Origin of the sequence: Flavobacterium sp. (assembly GCF_040402955.1) — a bacterium.
Taxonomy (GTDB): Bacteria; Bacteroidota; Bacteroidia; order Flavobacteriales; family Flavobacteriaceae; genus Flavobacterium.
This window is the reverse complement of record NZ_JBBALQ010000004.1, coordinates 74721-96564: the sequence shown is the minus strand read 5'-3', so window position 1 is coordinate 96564 and position 21844 is coordinate 74721. Positions and strand designations below refer to the sequence as shown.

Sequence of the window (21844 nt, the reverse complement as noted above, 5' to 3'; positions counted from 1 at the left end):
GTGTTACAAAAAATAAAATCATACATAAAATTCCTTTGGAACTCCAAAAACGAACACGGCGTGCATTCGCCTTTTGTGTTTGATTTGGTTACGAAATGTTTTTATGATAAATCGAAAAATCCAGAATATTCGCTTTTAAAAAATAATTCAAAAAAGATTCGATTGCTTTTTAGAATTATTAGATATTTCAAACCCAAAACCATTTTAGAAATTGGAAATCCAACTGAATTAGATACTAATATGTTTTCTTCAGAAATAATCTCATTTGAAGATTTTAAAAAAAACAAACTTTCTAACAATGACAGTACTTTCGACTTAGTTTACTTCAACCAAAACGAATCTCAAAAAGCTACAATAGAATATTTCAATTTGTTATTACCAACTATAACTAATGATGCTGTTTGGATTATTAATGACATTCATACATCAACAGAAAATAAAAATACTTGGGAAATCATCAAAAAACATCCTAAAGTAAAAGTTACGATTGATACATTTCATTTCGGAATGGTGTTTTTTAGAGCTGAACAAGAAAAAGAACATTTTGTGATTCGTGTATAATGTTACACGAAGATTCACAAAGAATTCACAGAGTTTCACTATATAATGTTAAACTTTATTTTACTTTTTTGAATAACAGCTCGAAATACTTTTACAAAATCTTTGCGATACTTTGCGACAAGCTTTGCGATACTTTGCGGTAAAATATTATTAAAAACTGTAACAAAATCTTCTATTTAGCTACTTATAATTTGTAGTAATTATTGTAATCTAAAAACCGCACCTGAAAACTATGAAAACTCCAATAATAGACATTAAAGGCATTACACGTGATTTCCAATTAGGAAGCGAAACGGTAAACGTATTAAAAGGAATTGATTTACTAATTAACAAAGGTGAATATGTGGCTCTTATGGGGCCGTCTGGTTCTGGAAAATCAACTTTAATGAATATTTTAGGTTGTTTGGATACGCCAACTTCTGGAAGTTATATTTTAAATGGAAAGCAAGTAAGCGAAATGCACGATGATGAATTGGCTGAAATTAGAAATAAAGAAATTGGTTTCGTTTTTCAAACATTTAACTTAATGCCGCGTACAACTGCGTTGGATAATGTAGCCTTACCTATGGTGTATGCTGGTTTTTCAAAAGAGGAAAGAAACAAACGTGCTACTGAAGTTTTAACACAAGTAGGTTTAGCAGACCGAATGGATCATAAACCAAATCAATTATCAGGAGGTCAGCGTCAGCGTGTGGCAGTTGGTAGGGCTTTAGTTAACAAACCTTCAATCATTTTAGCCGATGAACCCACTGGAAATTTAGACAGTAAAACTTCCGTAGAAATTATGAAATTATTTGGTGAAATTCACGCCAATGGAAATACAGTAATTTTAGTAACGCACGAAGAAGATATTGCCGCTCACGCGCATAGAATTATTCGCTTACGTGACGGAATTATTGAAAATGACATTCAAAATAAAGAGATTATTTCTTATTAAAAGTAAGCTACACTTCTAAGCTACCAGCAAAAACTAATTCTGCTGGACCTGTTAAGAATACATTTTTATACTCATCATTTTCTAAAACAAAACTAATTATTAGCTTTCCGCCTAATACATTAATATGTATACGATTCGCATCTGTTTTATTAGTTGCGTGCATAGCAATTGCCACGCCAGTCGCACCCGTTCCGCAAGATAACGTTTCGTCTTCCACACCTCGTTCATAAGTACGAACTGAAAAAGTGTCAGTATTTTCTTGTTCAACAAAGTTGATATTACAACCCGAAGCATCATACAAATCAGAGTATCTTAACTTTTTACCTGTATTTTTTACATCAAAATTTGTTAAATCTGAGACTAATTGCACGTGATGAGGCGAACCCGTATACACAAAATCGTGTGTATTAAAATGTTTAACTTCTGTTATGTCTATCATTTGAAGTGCAATTAAATTGTCTTCAAATTTAGCATAATGATAGCCGTCCGATGCTTCAAAATGAGCTTCGTTTTCGATAATACCTAATTGTTTTGCAAATGCCACTAAACATCGCCCCCCATTTCCACACATAGTACTGGTGCTTCCATCGGAATTGTAATACAACATAGTAAAATCGTATTTATTATGATTTTCTAATAAAATTAAACCATCGCCACCTATGCCAAAACGTCGGTCGCATAAAAATTCAATTAATTTGGTATTATTTTTGGGGAATGTATTTGTACGATTATCAATCATAACAAAATCGTTTCCTGTTCCTTGGTATTTATAAAATTGTATTTGCATAGTACAAATATATTTATTTTTTTAGTGTTACATAATTATAAAAATAAAAAGGAACACAAATTTCACAGATTTTCACAAATTAATCTGTTGCAATCTGAATAAACTGTGTACCTATAAAGTACTAAAAAGTTGTTAAACATTGTTAATCGTTAGTTAAACGAATTTGTATTTTTAAAAAACGTATTTATATTTACAGAGTAAAAAAAATAAAAATGAACAAGATGAAAAATTTAGGAAGTCTATTTATTGTATCATTAATGAGTGGTGCCGTTACTTTGGGTGCCTATAAATTTATTGAAAACAGAAAAAATGAAAGTGATTCATTTATTACCACTTCGCCAAACTATAACAAAGCAGTAAGTTTTACTGGTGCAGAAAGTATTGATTTTACAACTGGTGCAGAAAAAGCGATTCATAGTGTGGTACACGTTAAAAATGTTTCTGTAAGGACTTACACCGATCCTTGGGCATCGTTTTTTTATGGCGGGGGTAAGCAACAACACGAACAAATAGGTACTGGATCTGGAGTAATTGTATCTGAAGATGGTTATATTGTAACCAATAATCACGTAATACAAGATGCTAACGAGCTTGAAGTAACTTTAAATAATAACAAAGCGTACAAAGCAAAATTAATTGGTACGGATAGCAAAATGGATATCGCATTACTAAAAATTGATGCCGATGAAAAGTTACCATTTATTGTTTTTGGAAATTCTGATTCCATTAAAGTGGGTGAATGGGTTTTAGCGGTAGGTAATCCGTATCAATTGAATTCTACTGTAACAGCAGGTATTATTTCGGCAAAAGCACGTAATTTAGATAAAGCAAGTATTCAATCGTTTATACAAACAGATGCGGCGGTAAACCCCGGAAACAGTGGTGGTGCTTTAGTAAACACAAATGGTGAATTGATTGGAATTAATACGATGATTTCTTCGCCAACAGGAAGTTATGCAGGATATTCATTTGCGGTTCCGTCTAATATTACAAAAAAGATTATTGAAGATTTAATGAAATTCGGTAATGTACAACGCGGTATTTTAGGTGTTGAAGGTGGCGAATTAAATGCAGAAGCTTCAAAAAAACTGGGTATCAATGAAACAGAAGGATTTTATATCAATAAAGTCAATAGAAATTCTGGTGCTGAAAAAGTAGGAATTGAAAAAGGCGATATTATTGTAAAAATTGATGATAAAAAAATTACATCATCTGCTGAAATGGCAAGTGTGATTAATACAAAAAGACCAAATGACATTGTTAAAGTTACCTTACTTAGAGATGGTAAAAATTTAGCTTTAAATGTACCGCTAACAAAAAAAGAACTAATTGCCTACGAATTTAATGGTATTGAATTTGAAGAGTTAGATGCAAACGATAAAAAACGATTTAACTTAAAAAGTGGTATAAAAATCAAACAGGTAACCAATATAGATTATAAGGAATACGCTGAAGATTTAAAAGGTTCTATAGTAACACAAGTGGATAATATGCGAGCAGTTGATATGGAAAGCGTTTCTGCGTATTTAGCAAAAAAGGAATCAACTGAAAAAACACGTTATCAAATCATAGCAAAAAACGGACAGATGTATCGCATCTTTTTATAATTATCTAGATGAATTTTAAGATTCGCAAAGTAGTATTTATTTTGCGAATTTTTTTGTTTTTTTTATAAAAAATAATAAGAAAAAAAATCATAAAAAACTTTACGAAAACGATTGAAATCTATACTTTTGCAAAAAATTAGTAACCCAATCTATATTTTCATGAACAACAACACTATTTACGAAAAAGAAATAGCTTTTCAAGCAGACAGAAGAAAAGCATGTGTAGAATTTATAAAAATTATAAGCGATTTATGGTTTGATAAATCTATTGAACTGGTCTTATTTAGAAATCAATTAATTGATCGAAACGTTTCAGATATTATAAACTTACACGAATATGCTGTTGCTTTTGTAGAAAAACCAATTAATATTTTTGATACTGTAGAAATTGCAAGAGCCATTGAAAATTTAGATTTACCTCCATCACGTATTGATATAGGAAAATTAACGTATGAATATCATTTAGAAGACGATAAATATAATGACGCTAAAGCATTTGTAATTGATAAATTAAAGTATGCCAAAGATACGTCTGAAATTGTACCCAAAGATGTTGTTTTATATGGTTTTGGTCGTATTGGACGTTTGTTAGCTCGTGAAATGATGAGCAAAATTGGAAAAGGGCAACAATTACGTTTACGTGCGATTGTAACTCGTGATAAAAATGATGCCGTTTTATTAGAAAAAAGAGCCTCTTTACTAAGATATGATTCAGTTCACGGAGATTTTGAAGGTTCGGTTTCGGCTGACCCAGAAAATAGTGCATTAATAATAAATGGAACAACCGTACATATTATAACAGCAAATTCGCCAGAAGAAATAGATTATACCGCTTACGGAATTAATGATGCTTTAGTAATTGACAATACTGGTGCTTTTACCACCGAAGAAGTTTTAGCAAGACACCTAACTTCTAAAGGAGCAGATAAAGTATTATTAACCGCACCAGGAAAAGGAGTTCCAAATATCGTATATGGTGTAAACCATGAAGATTATAACCCAGATGAAGTACATATTTTTTCTGCTGCTTCATGTACCACAAATGCTATAACACCAGTTTTGGCTGTAATAGAAGAAACGTTGGGTGTTGTAAAAGGACATTTAGAAACCATTCACGCGTATACAAACGACCAAAATTTGGTTGATAATATGCATAAAAAATACCGTCGTGGTAGAGCCGCGGGTTTAAATATGGTAATTACAGAAACCGGCGCAGGAAGTGCAGTTGCTAAAGCATTACCAAGTTTAGCTGGAAAACTAACATCGAATGCAATTCGTGTTCCGGTACCAAATGGTTCTTTGGTAGTTTTGAATTTAGAAGTTGGAAGAACTACCTCTATACAAGAATTAAACAATATTATGAAAACTTATGCTTTAGAAGGAAACTTAGTAGAGCAAATAAAATATTCGGTAAGTAACGAATTGGTTTCTTCAGATATTGTTGGAACGGCTCAACCTTCTATTTACGATAGTAATGCTACAATTGTTTCTGGAGATGGAAAAAATATTGTACTATATATATGGTACGATAACGAATATGGATATAGCCATCAAGTAATACGTTTGGCAAAATATATTGCAAAAGTGAGACGCTATATGTATTATTAATGCTTGATTATTTATAATTTAATGCCTTTTCTAAAAAGAAAAGGCATTTTTTTTGCAATAAAAAACATAAATTCACAACAAAAAACAATAAAATTTAACAATTTCAAAACCTTTTAGTTAAAATTAACATATTTACATTAAATTGTTGTGATTTTTTTAACGAAAATAAAATTAGTATTATTTTTTAGGCGTAATTTTATATTATAATAAAGTAACCACTAAATCTAATGTACTATGAAATGTTTTACAATTAGCATCTTATTACTTTGTCAAGTAATGTTTGCGCAAGGAAATTTAGTTGAAACATACCACTACGGTCAAAACAGTATTGAAGTAATTTCAACATCTAATGAAGGAACAATTATTGTAAGTACTTTTAATGCAAAAATGAATATTAGGAAAAAAATTGCTGAAAAAATTCTTAGTTTATTTATTGAAGATAAATTAAAAAGCAATTTCAACTACACTATTGAAGAAACCGACGCAAACGTTACTGGAAATTGTATAATTACCGTGAAAGACACTTTAACTTCAATTGATTTTTATTACGAAAAAGTAGAATGGAAAGCTGGAATTACTGAAATTTATATAGAACCAAGATTAAAATCACCTATTTCAAATGCATTGGCTAGAAATTAATTTTAATTTAAAAAGACCCAACATATTTTAATAAGTTGGGTCTTTTTAATTATTCTTGTTTCTTTTGTATGAGATAATAAATTGGTATCCCTAATAACACAATAAATAAACCTAGTCCTGTATTTTTAGTATCGTAAATTAATAATATAATACTAATAATTGAAATCAGTATTATATATAAAATTGGCACAAACGGATAACCAAAAGCTTTATAAGGTCTTGGCGTATCAGGTTCTTTTTTACGAAGTATGAAGATACCATAAATAGTTAAAACATAAAATAATAGGTTGGCAAAAGTAGCATACGTTAGTAAATCGCCATATTTTCCAGATAAACATAATATCGAGGCCCAAATACATTGCAACCAAAGTGCTTTTTCTGGCACTTGATTTTTATTTAATTCTCCAGCACTTTTAAAAAACAAGCCGTCTTTACTCATTGCATAAAACAAGCGTCCGCCAGCTAATATTAAACCCGAATTACAACCAAAAGTAGAAATCATAATTAAACCGGCCATTATAAAAACGCCAGCATTTCCGAATATAACAGAAGCAGCACTCGCGCCTAACCTATCTTCGTTAGCATATTTAATACCTTGCCCTAAAAAGTCATCAGCTAATGGATTTCCATTTAAAGGCAATAATGAAAAATAAGCTAAATTGGCTAATAAATAAATTATTGTAACTATTAATGTACCTAAAAATAAACTCTTGGGAATGTTTTTCTGTGGCTCTTTAATTTCTCCAGCGATAAAAGTAATATTATTCCAGGCATCAGATGAAAACAAAGAGTTTATCATCGTAAAACCCAACATTCCGATAATTGCAAAGCCAGTTAATACTTCTGTAGTGATTTCACCATCAACAACTGTTGTTTTACTTGCTGCCCACATATCTGTAAAATTATTTGCTAATGTATCAGATTGTAATCCAACATATAAACCAAAAACAATTAAGGCAAATAGAGCAAACAATTTAGCCGCAGTAAAAATAAATTGGAGATTTTTTCCTGTTTTTACACCTTGATTATTAATTATTGTTAGCACAACAATACTCAAAATGGCTAATAGTTGTTGATATTGAATTTTATATGTACCAATTTCAAGCAATGTATCACTTAGTACAGGGAAGAAAATAGCGGTATATTTAGCAAAAGCTACTGCTACAGCTGCAATTACTCCGGTTTGAACCACTGTAAAAACAGTCCAACCATATAAAAACGACATCATTTTGCCATACGCACGCTGAATATATACATATTGCCCTCCGGCTTTTGGCATCATACCTGCTAATTCGCCATAACTTAAAGCTGCAGCCAGCGTTAAAAATCCAGTTAAAATCCAAGCTAATAAAATCCAACCTGCACCACCAATATCTCTTGCCATTATTGAGGTTACAATAAATATTCCAGAACCTATCATTGAACCTGCCACTAAACTTGTTGCATTTAACAATCCCAATTCTTTTTTAAATTCAGCTTTATTTTCCATATAAATTATAGTTTTGATAAAGATAAAAAAAGAAAGTAAGGAAAATAAAAAAAGGTGTAAAATTGTACATTCTACACCTTTTTCTAATTTACACTAAAAATTATCTTTTATAATTCTGCTTTTTTACCCAGTCTGCATATTTTGCAGCCACTTTTAAATGCGCACTGTAATCTGTTGCAAATTCATGATATCCAAATTTTTGAACACTAGCACAGAAATATAAGTAATTGTGTTTTTCCGGATTTAAAACCGCATCAATTGCCGAAACATCTGGCATAAAAATAGGTCCTGGTGGCAAACCCGTGTTTTTATATGTATTGTAAGGAGAATTTACTATTAAATCGTTATGCATTACTCGTTTTACTACTAAATCCCAATTATTTGATTTTTGTTTTAAAGCAAAAATTACAGTTGGATCGGCTTGTAATGGCATATTTTTATAAAATCTGTTTAAATAGACACCTGCTACTTTTGGTCTCTCATCTGCTTTGGCAGTTTCTTTATGTACAATTGAAGCTAATGTATATACTTGTGCTGGAGTTAAATTTAAAGCTTTGGCTTTCGCTAATCTTCCATCATTCCAAAATCTTTTGTATTCTTTTGTAAGTTTTTCTGAAAATTCTTCAGGTGAAATATTCCAATAAAATTCGTAGCTATTTGGAATAAAAAACGACATTACATTGTCTTTATTCAAACCATTTTCTTGCAAAAAAGTATCATTTGTGAAAATTTCATTCAATTTTATAGTATCTGGTTCAATTTGCGAAGCAATTCTTACAAATAAATCTTGTACTTTTTCTTGATTATTGAAAGCTAATTTTACAGGAGTATTCAATCGCAAAGCACGAACAATACTAAAACTGCTCATTCCTTTTTTTAATAAAAACTTACCCGCTTTTACATTGGAATCATAGTCTCTTTTTGATGCTACCCAGTCAATTTTGGATTGATTTTCAATATAAGGTGCTAAAATTTTCTTTACATCTTCATATTTTGAATCTGTTGGTACATATACAAATACTTCCTCTTCTTCAAATTTTGTGTTTCCAGTAAACGCTTTATTAATTACGTATCCACCACTAATAATTAGTATTGCAGCTCCGACACTTATGATTCTTAAGAATAATTTTTTCGCTTCCAAAATTTTTTTATTTTACGTTTATGAATTGAAAAAGCGCTTCATCTACAAAAGCACCTTTTATATTGTTCCAGTCTTTTTTAATGCCTATTTTTTGAAACCCAAAATTACTAAAAAGCAACAAACTGGCTTCATTATTTACAGTAATATTTGCAAATAATTGATGTAAATTCAAATTAGTGAAAGCATAATTGGAAATCAATTGCAAGGTTTCTTTTCCAATGCCTTGATTTCTATAGTTTTCTGAAATAATAATTCCAATTCCAGCACGACTATTTTTGGCATCAAAATCAAATAAATCAATAAATCCAACTTTTTCATTGGTTTCTGAAAAAACAATTACCATTCGCAATTGTTTCGCTTCATAAATATCCAAATGTGCGTTTTCTAAATAATTTTTCAACACCCATTTACTATATGGTGTTTGCGTATTGCTCACTTCCCAAATCGATTCATTGTTTTCTATTTCGTACAGAAAATCTAAATCTTCGGGTTCGAGAGCTCGTAAATGGATATTTTGTCCTTTTAATGTCATAGCGTTTTTTTTAAAGCAAAGATTATTTTTTAAACCACATAGAAATCAATTTTGTTTTGTAAATAAAGGCGCTTCGCTTGAAATAATCCATAGACTATGTTTATTATTTTGAATGAAATGATTAAATTCTCAATTAAAATTATTTAAATCTATGTGGTTAATTTAATTACCTAATACTTCTTTAATTTTCAACGCACATTTTTCGCCATCAATAGCAGCAGAAATGATTCCGCCTGCATATCCTGCGCCTTCTCCGCAAGGATATAATCCTTTAATTTGAACGTGTTCTAATGTATAGTTATCTCTTGGGATTCGAACTGGTGAAGATGTTCTACTTTCTGGTGCGTGTAAAATGGCATCGTTTGTTAAATAACCGTGCATAGCTTTTCCAAATGCAGAAAAACCTTCGCGCAGTGTTTGTGTTAAAAACGTCGGAAAAACTTCTCCTAATTCTACAGATGTTGTTCCGGGAACATACGATGTTTTTGGGATGGCTGCAGAAACTTTCGTTTGTGTAAAATCGATCATCCTTTGAGCGGGAACTTTTTGAGTTTTTCCTGCCAATTGCCAAGCTTTTTGTTCAATTGCTTTTTGAAATTCCATTCCTGCTAAAGGGCCAAATTTTTCAAAAGGTTTAAAATCTTCCAAACGTAACTCGACTACAATTCCTGAATTGGCAGTGGCTTGATCTCGTTTACTTGGACTCCAACCATTTGTAACAACTTCGCCTTCGGCTGTTGCACAAGGCGCAATTACGCCGCCTGGGCACATACAAAATGAATACATACCTCGACCATTTACTTGTTTTACAATTGAATATGGCGATGGTGGTAAAAATTCGCCTCGGTAATCGCAAGAATATTGAATTTTATCAATCAACTCTTGCGGATGTTCCGCTCGAATACCTAATGCGAATGGCTTTGCTTCGATGAAAATATCTTTTTTATGAAGCATTTCAAAAATATCACGTGCCGAATGTCCTGTTGCTAAAATGATTTTTTTAGCATAAATCGTTTCTCCGTTTTGCGTTACAATTCCGTCTACTTCATTATTTTTAACTAAAATATCTGTAACTCGAGTTTCAAACAAAACTTGTCCGCCACATTCGATAATTTTCTCTCGAATATCTTGAATAATTTGAGGTAATTTATTGGTTCCGATGTGCGGATGTGCTTCTACTAAAATTTCTTCGGTTGCACCAAAAGCTACTAATAATTGTAAAATTCGATCTACATCGCCACGTTTTTTGGAACGTGTATATAATTTTCCGTCAGAATACGTTCCTGCTCCACCTTCTCCGAAACAATAATTGGAATCGGCATTTACAATTCCGTCAACATTTATCGCTTTTAAATCTCTACGACGACCACGAACATCTTTTCCTCTTTCTAAGACTATCGGTTTCAAACCTAATTCGATTAATTGTAAAGCGGCAAATAATCCGGCAGGACCAGCACCAATAACTATAACTTCTTGCTTATTGGTTACATTTGGATAATGAGGTAATTCAATTTTTGATTCGGTAAACACCTCATCTTTAAAATAAATATTTAGTTTTAAATTGAATTTTATGGCTTTTTGTCGGGCATCAATAGAGCGTTTTACCACTACAATTTTCTGTAAATCAGATACAGAAGTGTGTACTAATTTAGAAACGTGTTGGTATAACATTAGTTCGTTATTCGCCATTTCTGGAGAAACTTGAATGAGTAGTTCGCGTGGCATACAATAAAATTTATCCTGCAAAAATAGTCAAAATAGTTTGTTTAGTTTATAATCCAATTATTTTTCTAATTTGCAAAATAGTTTTTTTATTCACCAATTAAAATTCCAGAAACATTCCAAGCACTAAAACTTCCTCCTTCAGATTTTCCTTGTGGAATTTTCACTTGAATGGTGTATTCGCCAACTGGTAAATCTCCTAAATCAATATAAGTTGGTGTGGTTACCATTCCAGGACACCAATTCGCTCTACTATAATCTGAAGATGACAATCCGTTTGGAAAATTTCCTGAAGCTGGATTATATAATCGGTACGAACCACAATCTTGACGCCATGGCGTAAATTGAAAAACTTCTTTTCCATTAACTAAAATAGTATTCTTTTTCGGAACAAACTCATCACCATTTTCCCAACCGCCGTGACCTGTAGTTATATAACGGATTTTAGCATTTTTTAAAGATTCTTTTAAAGTGATTTTTGTTTCTAAACCTTTTTCTACATCAAACATAGTACCGTAATCTTGACCTGCCATTTCCATAACATTTGTGGTATTGAACAATGGAAATAATTTAGTTGATTTTGAAGGTAAATCTTCTGAATGTAAAGTAACATTCATAGTTATTTTATGGCCTCCTTTATCATAATTGCCTATAAAAGCACCAATCCAAACCTCTTGTCCAGCATATTGTTGCAATACATCTGTAATTTCTTGACGATAAGAAACTTGTTCTTCCCATGTTTTATCTTTCAATTGAATGTGATTGTATTGTTTTATTCCGAATGGTGTAAAAAAACGCATTAATTCGGTTAATGGCTCATACGTTGATGTGGCAATTACACCTTGATATTTTTTTCCATTACCATTTTGGTAAATTGGTAAAACTTCTTTTCCTTTTTCTAAACCACTCAGAAAAGTTTGTTTTGAGTTTGAAATAGGAATGATAAAAACCGAACCCGTTCTGTCATAAGCATCGCCATTAGATTGTTCTATTAAATCTAAAAATGCGAGATTTGATTTGGCTTGATTAGGGATTTTAATTTTCTTTAAAACAATAGTTCCATTTGCAAATCTTATAACAGAATCATTTGATTTTGCTTCAGACGAAAAGCTAATAATTTCATTTTCAAAAACTGGAATAGTTGTAAATCGGCTTTTCCACAACAAATCTTTATATGTTAATACATCAACTGTGTTTTCAATTTTAGCATTTGAAGTGTTTTTCGACTTTTTCTTTTGAATTTTAATGGCTTGAGTAGTACTATTTCCATTTCTAGTAATTTCTAAAACCAAACCCAAATTTACTCCTAAAACTGTTGGACTCGCTTTAATATTTAATTCATTAGTGTACCAAATTTCAATCGTATTCGAATTTATTATCGTTTTCGCTTTTTTACATGGATAACCCAGTATTTTTTTGGTTTCTTGTAAGAGTTCTAATTTTTGATTTTTGATGGCTTCATTATCTTTATAGCTAATTACTTTGTTGGTTGACAAAGTAGCAACTTGATAAAAACTTAAATCTTTAGTGTCTATAAAAGTTTTTTCGAAAGGTAATGCAGCTTGATTGGCTTCAATTTTTTCAGTAGAAAGAGTAACATGATTATTGGTTGCAAAAACTTTTAACACATCTTGTTTTTCGATAATTTTTCCATTGGAACTTCGTTGATAAGTAATTTCAAAAGAAGTTTCTTGTGAGAATGAAACTAAGGAAAAAAACACGAAAAATTTTAGTAGGTAATACTTCATTTTAATACTATTTTTGCAACGTTACAACATATTTTTTGATTGGAGTCAAATTTATTAAATCAATTTAGGAAATGTCTAAAAAAATAAAACTAATATGGGATTTCCGTGGTCTTGCTTCAGGAAAAACTGCGGAACATCATGAAATTCATCTGAAAGAATATTTAGATAAAGGAAATTACATATTAAAAATTACTGGCTTCGAAATTTTAAACGATATGTACGCAATAGCTTATTTAGTTGTAGAAGAAGCCGATATGATTGTTTTTAGAGATGCGCTAAGACCACATAGAGGGGAAGTTTTTGAAAAATAAAATCCCGAGTGTTAAACTCGGGATTTTTAGTAACTAACTTAACAAAAAATTATCTTAAAAGTGTTACATGGCCAACGTAATAATGTTTGTTGAGTTATTAGTTAATTTTTATTTCCTTTTATTGAACCATCCCAACCTTTTCGTATATTGACAAATACTTCGGTAATTGCTTTCACATCGGCTTCATGAGTTATACTTTCAGCATAGTTTCCTTTTATAGATCCATCCCAACCTTTTCGTATATTGACTAATGTTTCTGTAATTGCTTTTACATCAGCTTCATTAGCTACACTTTCACTTTTATTTCCTTTTATGGAACCATCCCAACCTTTTCGGGCTAAGTTGACCAATGTTTGAGCTGTAGATGTTAAGTTTAAATTAATGTCTTCACTTTTAGCTTCGTTCTTTTTAAGTCCATTTTCTGTAATTCCTTTTTTCTCTACAATGTTTCCTTTTATACTTCCATCCCAACCTTTACGCATTGTTACTAATGTTTCGGCAATGGCTTTTACATCCGCTTGATTTACAACATCTTTTCCAGCATCTGCAAGTACTAAATCTTTTGGATCAAGTACGTTTGCCGAAGTAGCCTTATCACATCCGTTTGGACATATACCTCGACCGTGAGTCTCGTGACAACAATCGCAAGGTCTTTGCTTTTGATTATCAGTGTTTTTTCCTCCCCAACCAATCACCACACCAAAATTAAATCCCATAGCACTATAAGCAGTTGATTTTGTTTCGCCTTTCACCATAGTTCCTGTTTGTAATTGCTGAAGGTTATAACTTTGAAGATCTACTAAAGGATTTCCATTTGGAATTAATTTTGAAACCGTTGTTTCCATTTTTGGTCCCGTTGTATAACTTGCATCGGCAAAAAGACCAAAATGCTTGCTTATCATATATTGCAAACGCAATTTTGGCGTTACAGCAAAACCGCTTGTTTTGGTTTCGGGTAAAGTTGCCAAATTAAAATCATAGCTCAGACCGTTGTATTGGGTGGTTTGCACTATGCTCATTTCCTTTTGTGTCATCGAGAAATATTCTCCTAAAACCATGGGTGAAACAATAAACTTACCAAAATAAAAATTAGCTTGTGGACCACCTCCCATTCTGAAACCAGGAGATCTTGGGTCAACAGTTTTATCTGAAACCATACTTGAAGTTTGTCCAGTTATTGCAAATGGATTTGGAGTGGTTCCAAAACCGCCGCTTCCTCCAAAGTTGTAGGCACCACCAAAGTTCAAACCTGCACTAAATCTATTAAGTCCTCCTTCCTGTATACCTTTTCCATTTTCATTTATACCTTTACTAATCAAAGGCAAAAACACATCGGCATTAATTGCTGTGGTGTTGCTTAAAAAAGCTTTATCTTTGGCTTCAATGCTTGGGGAAGATAATCCTCCACCGAAAGAGAGCAGTATTCTGGGTGGTAGTGGTGGTGGTAAATATCCAACACGATGCCCTTGTGTGTTTCCATTTGTTAAACAGCACAATGCAATACATACTGATAAAATTGTTGTTTTTAGATTTTTCATTTTGTTTACATTTTAATGTTAGAATTGATATATTAATTGGGTTTTAAATTTTTTATTCTAATTAATCTTTCAACTGCAAGCCAAATAAGTATTTATTACTCGGTGTAGTCAATGGTACAGGAGTGTATGCGCCAGTTGGAGTAAGATCTATAATGGTTAACGTATTTTGATCGCTACTAAATCCATTTGAACTATCTAAATAATAAAACTCGGTGCTATAATCCAATGCCGATGAAATACGGCTAAAATCTGGCGTATAGGTTAAAGTATATTTAACGGTTCCAGCCCCTGTTATTGGGTCAATTTCTACAAATTTTGGAGAGGTTCCTTTTTTTACCGCATACAATTTATTTGGTAAAGCCGTTGTATTGATATACTCTAATCCGTCAAACTCACTGGTAGTACCTAAGGAAATAGAAGAAATTGATCCTGCTCCTGCAGTATTAATTTTATGCAACATACCATCATTAATCACATACAAATCAGTTCCATTATAACACAAATTTGAAGCGTAAGAGGCACCTGAAATAGGGATTGGTAATGAAACAGGTCCAAAAGTTGCGTCAAGCACAAAGGCACTATTGTATTTTTTTATTTGATAGTTTTTTAGGACATACAAATTGCCCGCTACAAATTCAATTGCCTGAATGTTAGCAATAGTTAAAATTGTAGGAGCAGGAACCGAAGCTGTGTTTGTAACATCGTAAATCACAAGTCTATCGCCTGTTGATACCGCATATTTTTTGTTAACCTTGTCATAAGCCGAGCATTGATAAGACATTAAGGTTTGATGTCCAAGTGTAGGAGTAGGTGTGTCAATTCTTAGATTTGTTGGAGAAGCAAAACCTGCTCCTGCGGTGGTTTCGTTTTTTAAATTCCAAATATTTGATGTTCCTGAAGCGGTTGCTGGACTTTTAATATACAAATATTCAAAAGTGGAAGGCACAACTGCTGCTGCAGTAGTTTCAGAAGAGTCGCAACTTACCAAGGTTAGAAATGTTGAAATTACTATTGCGCTTAGCGTGTTTGTTTTTTTCATAATTTTTTTATTAAAATTTTAATATTATTATTTTTATATCTATTGGGTTTTCAATTTGTTACCTCTATTTTGAAATTATTTATTGAGAAAACAGTAAATTCACTAAAAAGCCCTTACTCCACGCACGGTGGCTGTACTTGTCTTAGGAAAGAGGTTGGCGGAATCATAGTAGAAGTTGAAGATATACGCAATGGTTGCGCCATTCTCGGTACTGCTCCAATAGTTACCTGTATTTGAAATTAGCGTGTTGCCACCTGCTCGCAAGCCTTTTTGAGCACTATAACGGTTGTAATACAATAATCCTAATTCGTCAACACTTGGTAAATACCAACCTGCACCTAAACCTGCAATGTAAGTTGCAGCTGGGCTACCTGTCATTAATGCTGTATTGAATGCTCCATCTTCTGTTCGGTTTGCGTTTACTAATGTACTTGATGTTTGCCATTGGGCTGTGCTTTCGGTAAGTGCTACAATAAGCCCGTGTTCTAAACCATCGCTGCCTTTGTATAGATAGTAAATAATACCGCCTAAATAGGCTTCGCCAAGGTAGTGGGTAAAGCTTGGAACGCATCCACCACCTGAGCAAACAAAACCTGAAGGGCAATCTACATTTGTTAAACAAGTTAAAGGTGCGGTTTTTGCTGCATACAAAGCGTAAGGCACACTCATTAATTTGTTTGTGCCAACTATTGTATAAGCCGTTCCGCCTGTTGGGTCGGTTTCTGTTTTAATAAAATAAAGTCCAGTTGCCCAATTAATACCTGAAAAAGTACCTGTTACTGGTGTGCCACTTCCAATTTCTAAACTAACTAAACCATTAGCGTTGGTGGTTGGTGTTTGGGTTTCTACATATACAGCTGTACCAGTTGACGTACCTTGCAATATGCTAATTTTCATACCAACTGATGTTGATGTTACTAAAGCACTACTGCTGTTGCGTATTACAGCTTGGTAACTCATTTTTTGTGGGGCTTGTGCGAAAACGCTTGCCGTTAATAAAAGCCCTGCTATTACTGAGAAAATTTTTGTTTTCATAGTTTTTATTTTTTAATGATTTTAAATGTTTTGATTACTTTGTTACTATCTGATATTTTCAAAAAATAAATCGCAATTGGTAAGTTTTCCATACGGATAGTTTCGGTTGTGCTGGTTATTTTTTTACTTTCAATTAATTTTCCACTAATGTCGTAAAGCTCAAAGTTGAAAGTTGAAAGTTCAGCTTTGCCTACATTAAGTGTTAAAAAATTGGTAGTTGGGTTGGGGTAAGCTTGTATATTAAGGCTTATTTGGTGCTCTTCTACCCCCAATACTACAGAAATTTCGAAGGGTTGCTGCACGCCTTGTGCCACTGATCCTGTGGTTCCTGTGTTAGTAGTATAAACTACCTGCCCAACAGAATAATTTACAGTTCCTCCACTTCCACTTGCTACTCCTCCAGAAGCATCAACGGTTTGTTGAGCTTGAATTGTGGATAATGCAACCAAAAAAAAGAGTGTAAATAGTAATTTGCTTTTTTTCATATTTTTTTTTAATTTTAATTTTTGTCTACTCTTTACAGTTTTCGACGTCACTTTTTTTTATATCAATTTGATTTTCAATGTGTTACTTGTGTTTTGAAATTATGTACAAAGGTTGTTTATTTACCTCAAAGTATTCTCCATTAAACAACGGAATTTGTATCCGTTGTTTAATGGAGAATACTTTTTATTACTAATTTCATCACAAATATTAACATTTGTTTATTACAAAAAATCCCTTAATCGTGGGACAAGGGATTTTAATTTAAAACTAACGGTATATGAGATTCTTCCTTCTTCAGGATGACAAAAAGTACGAAAAATTTATTGTTTTAAATTTTTGTAATAATATGCAATGGCTTCGCCTAATGAAGATATATGTAGTTTTTCGTAAATGCGTTTGCCATGTGTATTTACGGTGGAATAGCTGACTCCTAATTTATCGGCAACCATTTTATAGGAAAGGCCTTCGGCTAAAAGAGCTAAAACTTGAGTTTCTTTGGGCGATAAGGGATTATTAATTTCTTTGGGTTTAAAATAATCCAATACTTTTTGTGCAATTCCAGGATTCATTGCTGCTCCGCCTTGATACACTTCTTCAATTGCCTGAAGAATTCGTTGCGGTTTGTCTTTTTTTAAAATATAACCATTTGCCCCATTTAAAATACTAGTAAATATTTTATCAGAATCGTCAAATGCGGTTTGCATCAATACTTTTACTTCTGGATGATTGGTTTTTATAATTCGTAAACCTTCAATCCCATTGACTTCGGGCATATTAATATCCATCAAAACTACATCTGGATAGAAGTTATCTATATCTTCATTTACGGTAGCACAATTCATAGCTTCGCCCACAAACTTGAGTTGGTCATTCAGCATTAATAACGCCTTCAAACTATCTCTTCGTTCGTTACTGTCATCATATATAAAAACTCTAATTACCACGGTATAAAGATACTTATATTCTCATCTGAATTTGTCCCTAAATTAGGGTATAATCGGCATTGTTGCTTTTACTTTTGTACCCAAATTTAGTTCAGATGTTATGCTAAATTGACCTTTTAACTCTTCAATTCTATTTTGCATATTTCCTAAACCATTTCCATTTGTACTAGAAGTATCAAACCCAACTCCATCATCAGAGACTTCAATACTAATTTGATTTTCTATAACTTGTATTAAAATGGTTAATTGTTTTGCTTTACTATATTTTACTGCATTATTAATAGCTTCTTTTACAAACAATACAATGTTTTTTCTTGTAGAAATATCGGTAATTTTTTTATCAATATTTTTATCAATATCGATTTTATAATTAATATTAGTAGAACCCACAATTTCATTTGCAAAATTTTTAATTCTTGAGGTTAAGGTTAAAAATTCTTCTTTTCCAGGTTTCATACTCCAAATAATATCTCCAATTTTATCTGATAAATGTTCGGATTGTGATTCTATTTTTTGAAGGATTTTTTGAGCTTCTGTTGGGTTTTTTTCGATTAAAAAACTTGCCACGGCGCTATTGATTTGTAAACTTGATAAAGAGGAACCAATTTCATCATGTAAATCAGCCGTTATTTTTGAACGTTGTTTTTCAAGGGCTAACTCTTGTTGAAATTGTTGTTTTTGTTTACTAAACTTAAACTTAAAAAAATAAAAAACAAAAGGAGAAATAACAATTATTGATATTAATAACCAAAACAAAACCCCTTTTGGATAAGGAACTCTTGAAAAGGTTATAATCTTTGTATATTTTGTAACAACATTATTTTTAAAATCTACTGCTCTTATATATAAATTATATTCCCCAATAGGCACGTGAATATTCAAAGTGTTTTCATGACAAAAATCTTCATAATTTCCAAATTCATTAAATGCAAATTGATAATGCATTTTTTTTTCTTTAAATTCAATTTCATTAAATTTGAGGGTCAATAATCTTGCGTCTCTTTGCATTGTATATTTGTTTTGCAACGATACTTTAACTCTATTAATTCTAGCCTCAACTAATTTTGGTTTTAATTCAAGTTCTTCAAGTTGGAAAGTATACGTTTTTCCATTTCTATTTAACTCATCATCAATTGTTTGATTAATAGATTTAATGGGTTGGTATATATACGTTATGCTGTTTTTTGAAAAACTATTTTTTTTATTGGCAAAAATGGTATCCGTTTGTAATGAAAGTTCGTCTTTCTGAGGAATTTCAATAAAATTGGTACTATTATTATCTTTTTTATTAAAATATATAAAAAGTAAAATTGTGCTAAAAAAAAATAAATATAAAAGTTTATAGATAATATCTCGCTTTGTAAATAATTGTATTCTTTTCATTTTTAATAAAAAATAAAAAAACCAAATTATAACTTTAAAAAATTTTAATTTGGTTTTTGTTTATAAAAGCTTTCCTTTAATTCGCTACTTCGCTAATAAATTTAATTCGCATTAATCGAAGTTCTTCAGTATCGTAATCGCCATCAAATTCTTTTAAGGCTTTTTCAATACTGTCTGATTCGGATTCCATAAAATAGTCGTGAATTTCTTCTTGTTGCTCTTCGTCTAAAATTTCGTCAATCCAGTACTTAATATTTAATTTGGTTCCTGAAAATACAATTTGTTCCATTTCTTTCAATAAATCATCAAATTTTATTCCTTTAGCAGAAGCAATATCGTCTAAAGCTAATTTTCTATCAATATTTTGAATGATATATAATTTATTTATAGAATTTGCTCCTGTAGATTTCACCACTAAATCATCTGGACGAATAATATCGTTTTCATCCACATATCTTGAAATTAATTCAATAAACGGTTTTCCGAATTTCTTTGCCTTGCCTTCTCCTACACCATGAACATTACTTAATTCGTCAATAGTAATTGGATATTTAAGTGCCATATCTTCCAAAGAAGGATCTTGAAACACTACAAACGGTGGCACATTATGTTTTTTGGCTTCTTTTTTGCGTAAATCTTTAAGCATTGACATTAATACTGCATCGGCAGTTCCTGTTGCTTTTGCTGCTGCTATGATATTTTCATCCTCTTCTTCGCTGAATTCATGATCTTCTGCCACCATAAATGAATAAGGTTTGGCAATAAAATCATTTCCAGCTGGAGTTACTTTTAAAACACCGTAACTTTCTATATCTTTAGAAATTAATCCCGCCACTAAAACCTGCCGAATTAATGCCATCCAGTATTTTTCATCATGCTTAGCACCACTACCAAATGTTTTTAATGTATCTATTTTTTGTGCCTTAATAATGGCATTAATTTTACCTACTAAAGCCATTATAACTTCTTTAGATTTAAATAACTGTTTTGTATCGTTAATTACTTTTAACAAGGTAACTATTTGATTTTGAGCTTCTGTTTTAACTTTAGGATTTCTAACGTTATCATCCATATCGGCTCCTTCACCATTAACTTCGTCAAATTCTTCTCCGAAATAGTGAAGTAAATATTTTCTTCTAGAAATGGAGGTTTCAGCATATGCGACTACTTCTTGTAGTAATGCGTAACCGATTTCTTGTTCAGCAATTGGTTTTCCAGACATGAATTTTTCTAACTTTTCAATATCTTTGTAAGAATAATAAGCCATACAAATTCCTTCGCCATCATCTCTACCAGCTCTTCCTGTTTCTTGATAATAACTTTCTAATGATTTGGGAATGTCGTGATGAATTACAAATCGTACATCTGGTTTGTCAATTCCCATACCAAAAGCAATAGTAGCCACTACAACATCAACATCTTCCATAAGAAACATGTCTTGATGCTTGGCACGTGTTTTTGCATCTAAACCTGCATGATAAGGCACTGCAGAAATTCCATTTACTTGTAAAACCTGTGCGATTTCTTCCACTTTTTTTCTACTTAAGCAATAGATAACACCTGATTTTCCTTTGTATTGTTTAATAAATCGTATAATATCACCTTGAACATTTTTTGTTTTAGGGCGTATTTCGTAGTATAAATTTGGTCGGTTAAAAGAAGCTTTAAACGTATTGGCATTTGGCATATCTAAATTTTTCAAGATATCTTCTTGCACTTTAGGAGTAGCCGTTGCGGTAAGTCCAATAATTGGTACATCTCCTAATTGCTTAATAATACTTCTTAAATTTCTGTATTCTGGTCTAAAATCATGTCCCCATTCAGAAATACAATGTGCTTCATCAATCGCTACAAATGATATTTTAACTGTTTTTAAAAACTTAATATAATCCTCTTTTGTTAATGATTCTGGTGCTACATATAGCATTTTAGTTTTTCCAGATAAAATATCTGCTTTTACCTGATTGACTTCTGTTTTATTTAAAGAAGAATTTAAAACATGAGCTACACCAACATCTGACCCCATACTTCTAATGGCATCTACCTGATTTTTCATTAAAGCAATAAGCGGAGAAACTACAATGGCTGTTCCTTCTAAAACCAATGCGGGTAATTGATAACATAATGATTTTCCACCACCAGTTGGCATAATAACAAAGGTGTTATTACCAGAAATAATACTTGTAACTACTTTTTCTTGTAATCCTTTAAATTGAGAAAATCCAAAGTATTTTTTTAACTCTTTGTATAAATCTATATTCTGTTCTTTCATGAAATAATGGGTTCAACTTATAAACACATAATTTTAGACAATTATTATTTGAATTTTGTCTAAAT

19 protein-coding genes are annotated in these 21844 nt (G+C 31.7%); 6 read left to right on the top strand and 13 right to left on the bottom strand.

Going from position 1 to position 21844, the window contains the following annotated elements; genetic code table 11:
- Both ABWP78_RS03690 and ABWP78_RS03685 read left to right on the top strand, forming a co-directional pair.
- The gene (locus ABWP78_RS03690; protein WP_353169199.1) at positions 1-561 is read left to right on the top strand and encodes a class I SAM-dependent methyltransferase; all 561 of its coding nucleotides are present in this window, start codon (positions 1-3) and stop codon (positions 559-561) included.
- Between the two features lie 232 nt (positions 562-793).
- A complete protein-coding gene (locus ABWP78_RS03685) occupies positions 794-1498 on the top strand; it encodes an ABC transporter ATP-binding protein (RefSeq protein ID WP_353169196.1) in 705 nt (234 codons plus the stop codon).
- Positions 1499-1505: 7 nt separating this feature from the next.
- Here the strand turns inward: ABWP78_RS03685 and dapF are convergent, their stop codons facing one another.
- A complete protein-coding gene (gene dapF, locus ABWP78_RS03680; RefSeq protein ID WP_353169194.1) occupies positions 1506-2285 on the bottom strand; it encodes a diaminopimelate epimerase in 780 nt (259 codons plus the stop codon).
- A gap of 221 nt (positions 2286-2506) precedes the next feature.
- Here dapF and ABWP78_RS03675 point away from each other — a divergent pair, with 221 nt between their 5' ends.
- From ABWP78_RS03675 to ABWP78_RS03665, 3 genes are all read left to right on the top strand, one after another.
- Positions 2507-3892: a trypsin-like peptidase domain-containing protein gene (locus ABWP78_RS03675; RefSeq protein ID WP_353169191.1), complete on the top strand. Its 1386-nt coding sequence runs from the start codon at positions 2507-2509 to the stop codon at positions 3890-3892.
- A gap of 159 nt (positions 3893-4051) precedes the next feature.
- Entirely contained in the window at positions 4052-5500 is a 1449-nt protein-coding gene (locus ABWP78_RS03670) for a glyceraldehyde-3-phosphate dehydrogenase (RefSeq protein ID WP_353169188.1), read from the top strand.
- 234 nt (positions 5501-5734) lie between these two features.
- Positions 5735-6139 carry a hypothetical protein gene (locus tag ABWP78_RS03665; RefSeq protein ID WP_353169185.1) on the top strand — a complete coding sequence of 135 codons (405 nt, stop codon included), beginning with the start codon at positions 5735-5737 and terminating at the stop codon, positions 6137-6139.
- A 49-nt stretch (positions 6140-6188) separates the two neighbouring features.
- Here the strand turns inward: ABWP78_RS03665 and ABWP78_RS03660 are convergent, their stop codons facing one another.
- The 5 genes from ABWP78_RS03660 to ABWP78_RS03640 form a co-directional block, all read right to left on the bottom strand.
- On the bottom strand, positions 6189-7628 hold the full coding sequence (locus tag ABWP78_RS03660; RefSeq protein WP_353169182.1) for an APC family permease: 1440 nt from the start codon (positions 7626-7628) through the stop codon (positions 6189-6191).
- 100 nt (positions 7629-7728) lie between these two features.
- Positions 7729-8769: an endolytic transglycosylase MltG gene (gene mltG, locus ABWP78_RS03655; protein ID WP_353169180.1), complete on the bottom strand. Its 1041-nt coding sequence runs from the start codon at positions 8767-8769 to the stop codon at positions 7729-7731.
- A 7-nt stretch (positions 8770-8776) separates the two neighbouring features.
- Positions 8777-9301: a GNAT family N-acetyltransferase gene (locus ABWP78_RS03650; RefSeq protein WP_353169177.1), complete on the bottom strand. Its 525-nt coding sequence runs from the start codon at positions 9299-9301 to the stop codon at positions 8777-8779.
- Between the two features lie 162 nt (positions 9302-9463).
- Positions 9464-11026, bottom strand: a complete 1563-nt coding sequence (locus ABWP78_RS03645; RefSeq protein WP_353169175.1) for an NAD(P)/FAD-dependent oxidoreductase — start codon at positions 11024-11026, stop codon at positions 9464-9466.
- A gap of 86 nt (positions 11027-11112) precedes the next feature.
- Positions 11113-12771 carry a GLPGLI family protein gene (locus tag ABWP78_RS03640; RefSeq protein ID WP_353169173.1) on the bottom strand — a complete coding sequence of 553 codons (1659 nt, stop codon included), beginning with the start codon at positions 12769-12771 and terminating at the stop codon, positions 11113-11115.
- Positions 12772-12842: 71 nt separating this feature from the next.
- Here ABWP78_RS03640 and ABWP78_RS03635 point away from each other — a divergent pair, with 71 nt between their 5' ends.
- Positions 12843-13082, top strand: a complete 240-nt coding sequence (locus ABWP78_RS03635; protein WP_353169170.1) for a hypothetical protein — start codon at positions 12843-12845, stop codon at positions 13080-13082.
- Between the two features lie 101 nt (positions 13083-13183).
- Here the strand turns inward: ABWP78_RS03635 and ABWP78_RS03630 are convergent, their stop codons facing one another.
- The 7 genes from ABWP78_RS03630 to recQ form a co-directional block, all read right to left on the bottom strand.
- Positions 13184-14620, bottom strand: a complete 1437-nt coding sequence (locus ABWP78_RS03630; RefSeq protein ID WP_353169169.1) for a hypothetical protein — start codon at positions 14618-14620, stop codon at positions 13184-13186.
- A 61-nt stretch (positions 14621-14681) separates the two neighbouring features.
- A complete protein-coding gene (locus ABWP78_RS03625) occupies positions 14682-15659 on the bottom strand; it encodes a hypothetical protein (protein WP_353169166.1) in 978 nt (325 codons plus the stop codon).
- A 102-nt stretch (positions 15660-15761) separates the two neighbouring features.
- Positions 15762-16694, bottom strand: a complete 933-nt coding sequence (locus tag ABWP78_RS03620) for a DUF8740 domain-containing protein (RefSeq protein WP_353169163.1) — start codon at positions 16692-16694, stop codon at positions 15762-15764.
- A gap of 5 nt (positions 16695-16699) precedes the next feature.
- The gene (locus tag ABWP78_RS03615) at positions 16700-17179 is read right to left on the bottom strand and encodes a T9SS type A sorting domain-containing protein (protein WP_353169161.1); all 480 of its coding nucleotides are present in this window, start codon (positions 17177-17179) and stop codon (positions 16700-16702) included.
- A gap of 321 nt (positions 17180-17500) precedes the next feature.
- The gene (locus ABWP78_RS03610) at positions 17501-18124 is read right to left on the bottom strand and encodes a response regulator (RefSeq protein ID WP_353169159.1); all 624 of its coding nucleotides are present in this window, start codon (positions 18122-18124) and stop codon (positions 17501-17503) included.
- Between the two features lie 42 nt (positions 18125-18166).
- Positions 18167-19507, bottom strand: coding sequence for a sensor histidine kinase (locus ABWP78_RS03605; protein ID WP_353169157.1), 1341 nt, complete (start codon positions 19505-19507; stop codon positions 18167-18169).
- A gap of 76 nt (positions 19508-19583) precedes the next feature.
- Complete coding sequence (gene recQ, locus ABWP78_RS03600; RefSeq protein WP_353169155.1) at positions 19584-21779, bottom strand: DNA helicase RecQ; 2196 nt, start codon at positions 21777-21779, stop codon at positions 19584-19586.
- Positions 21780-21844 lie beyond the last annotated feature (65 nt).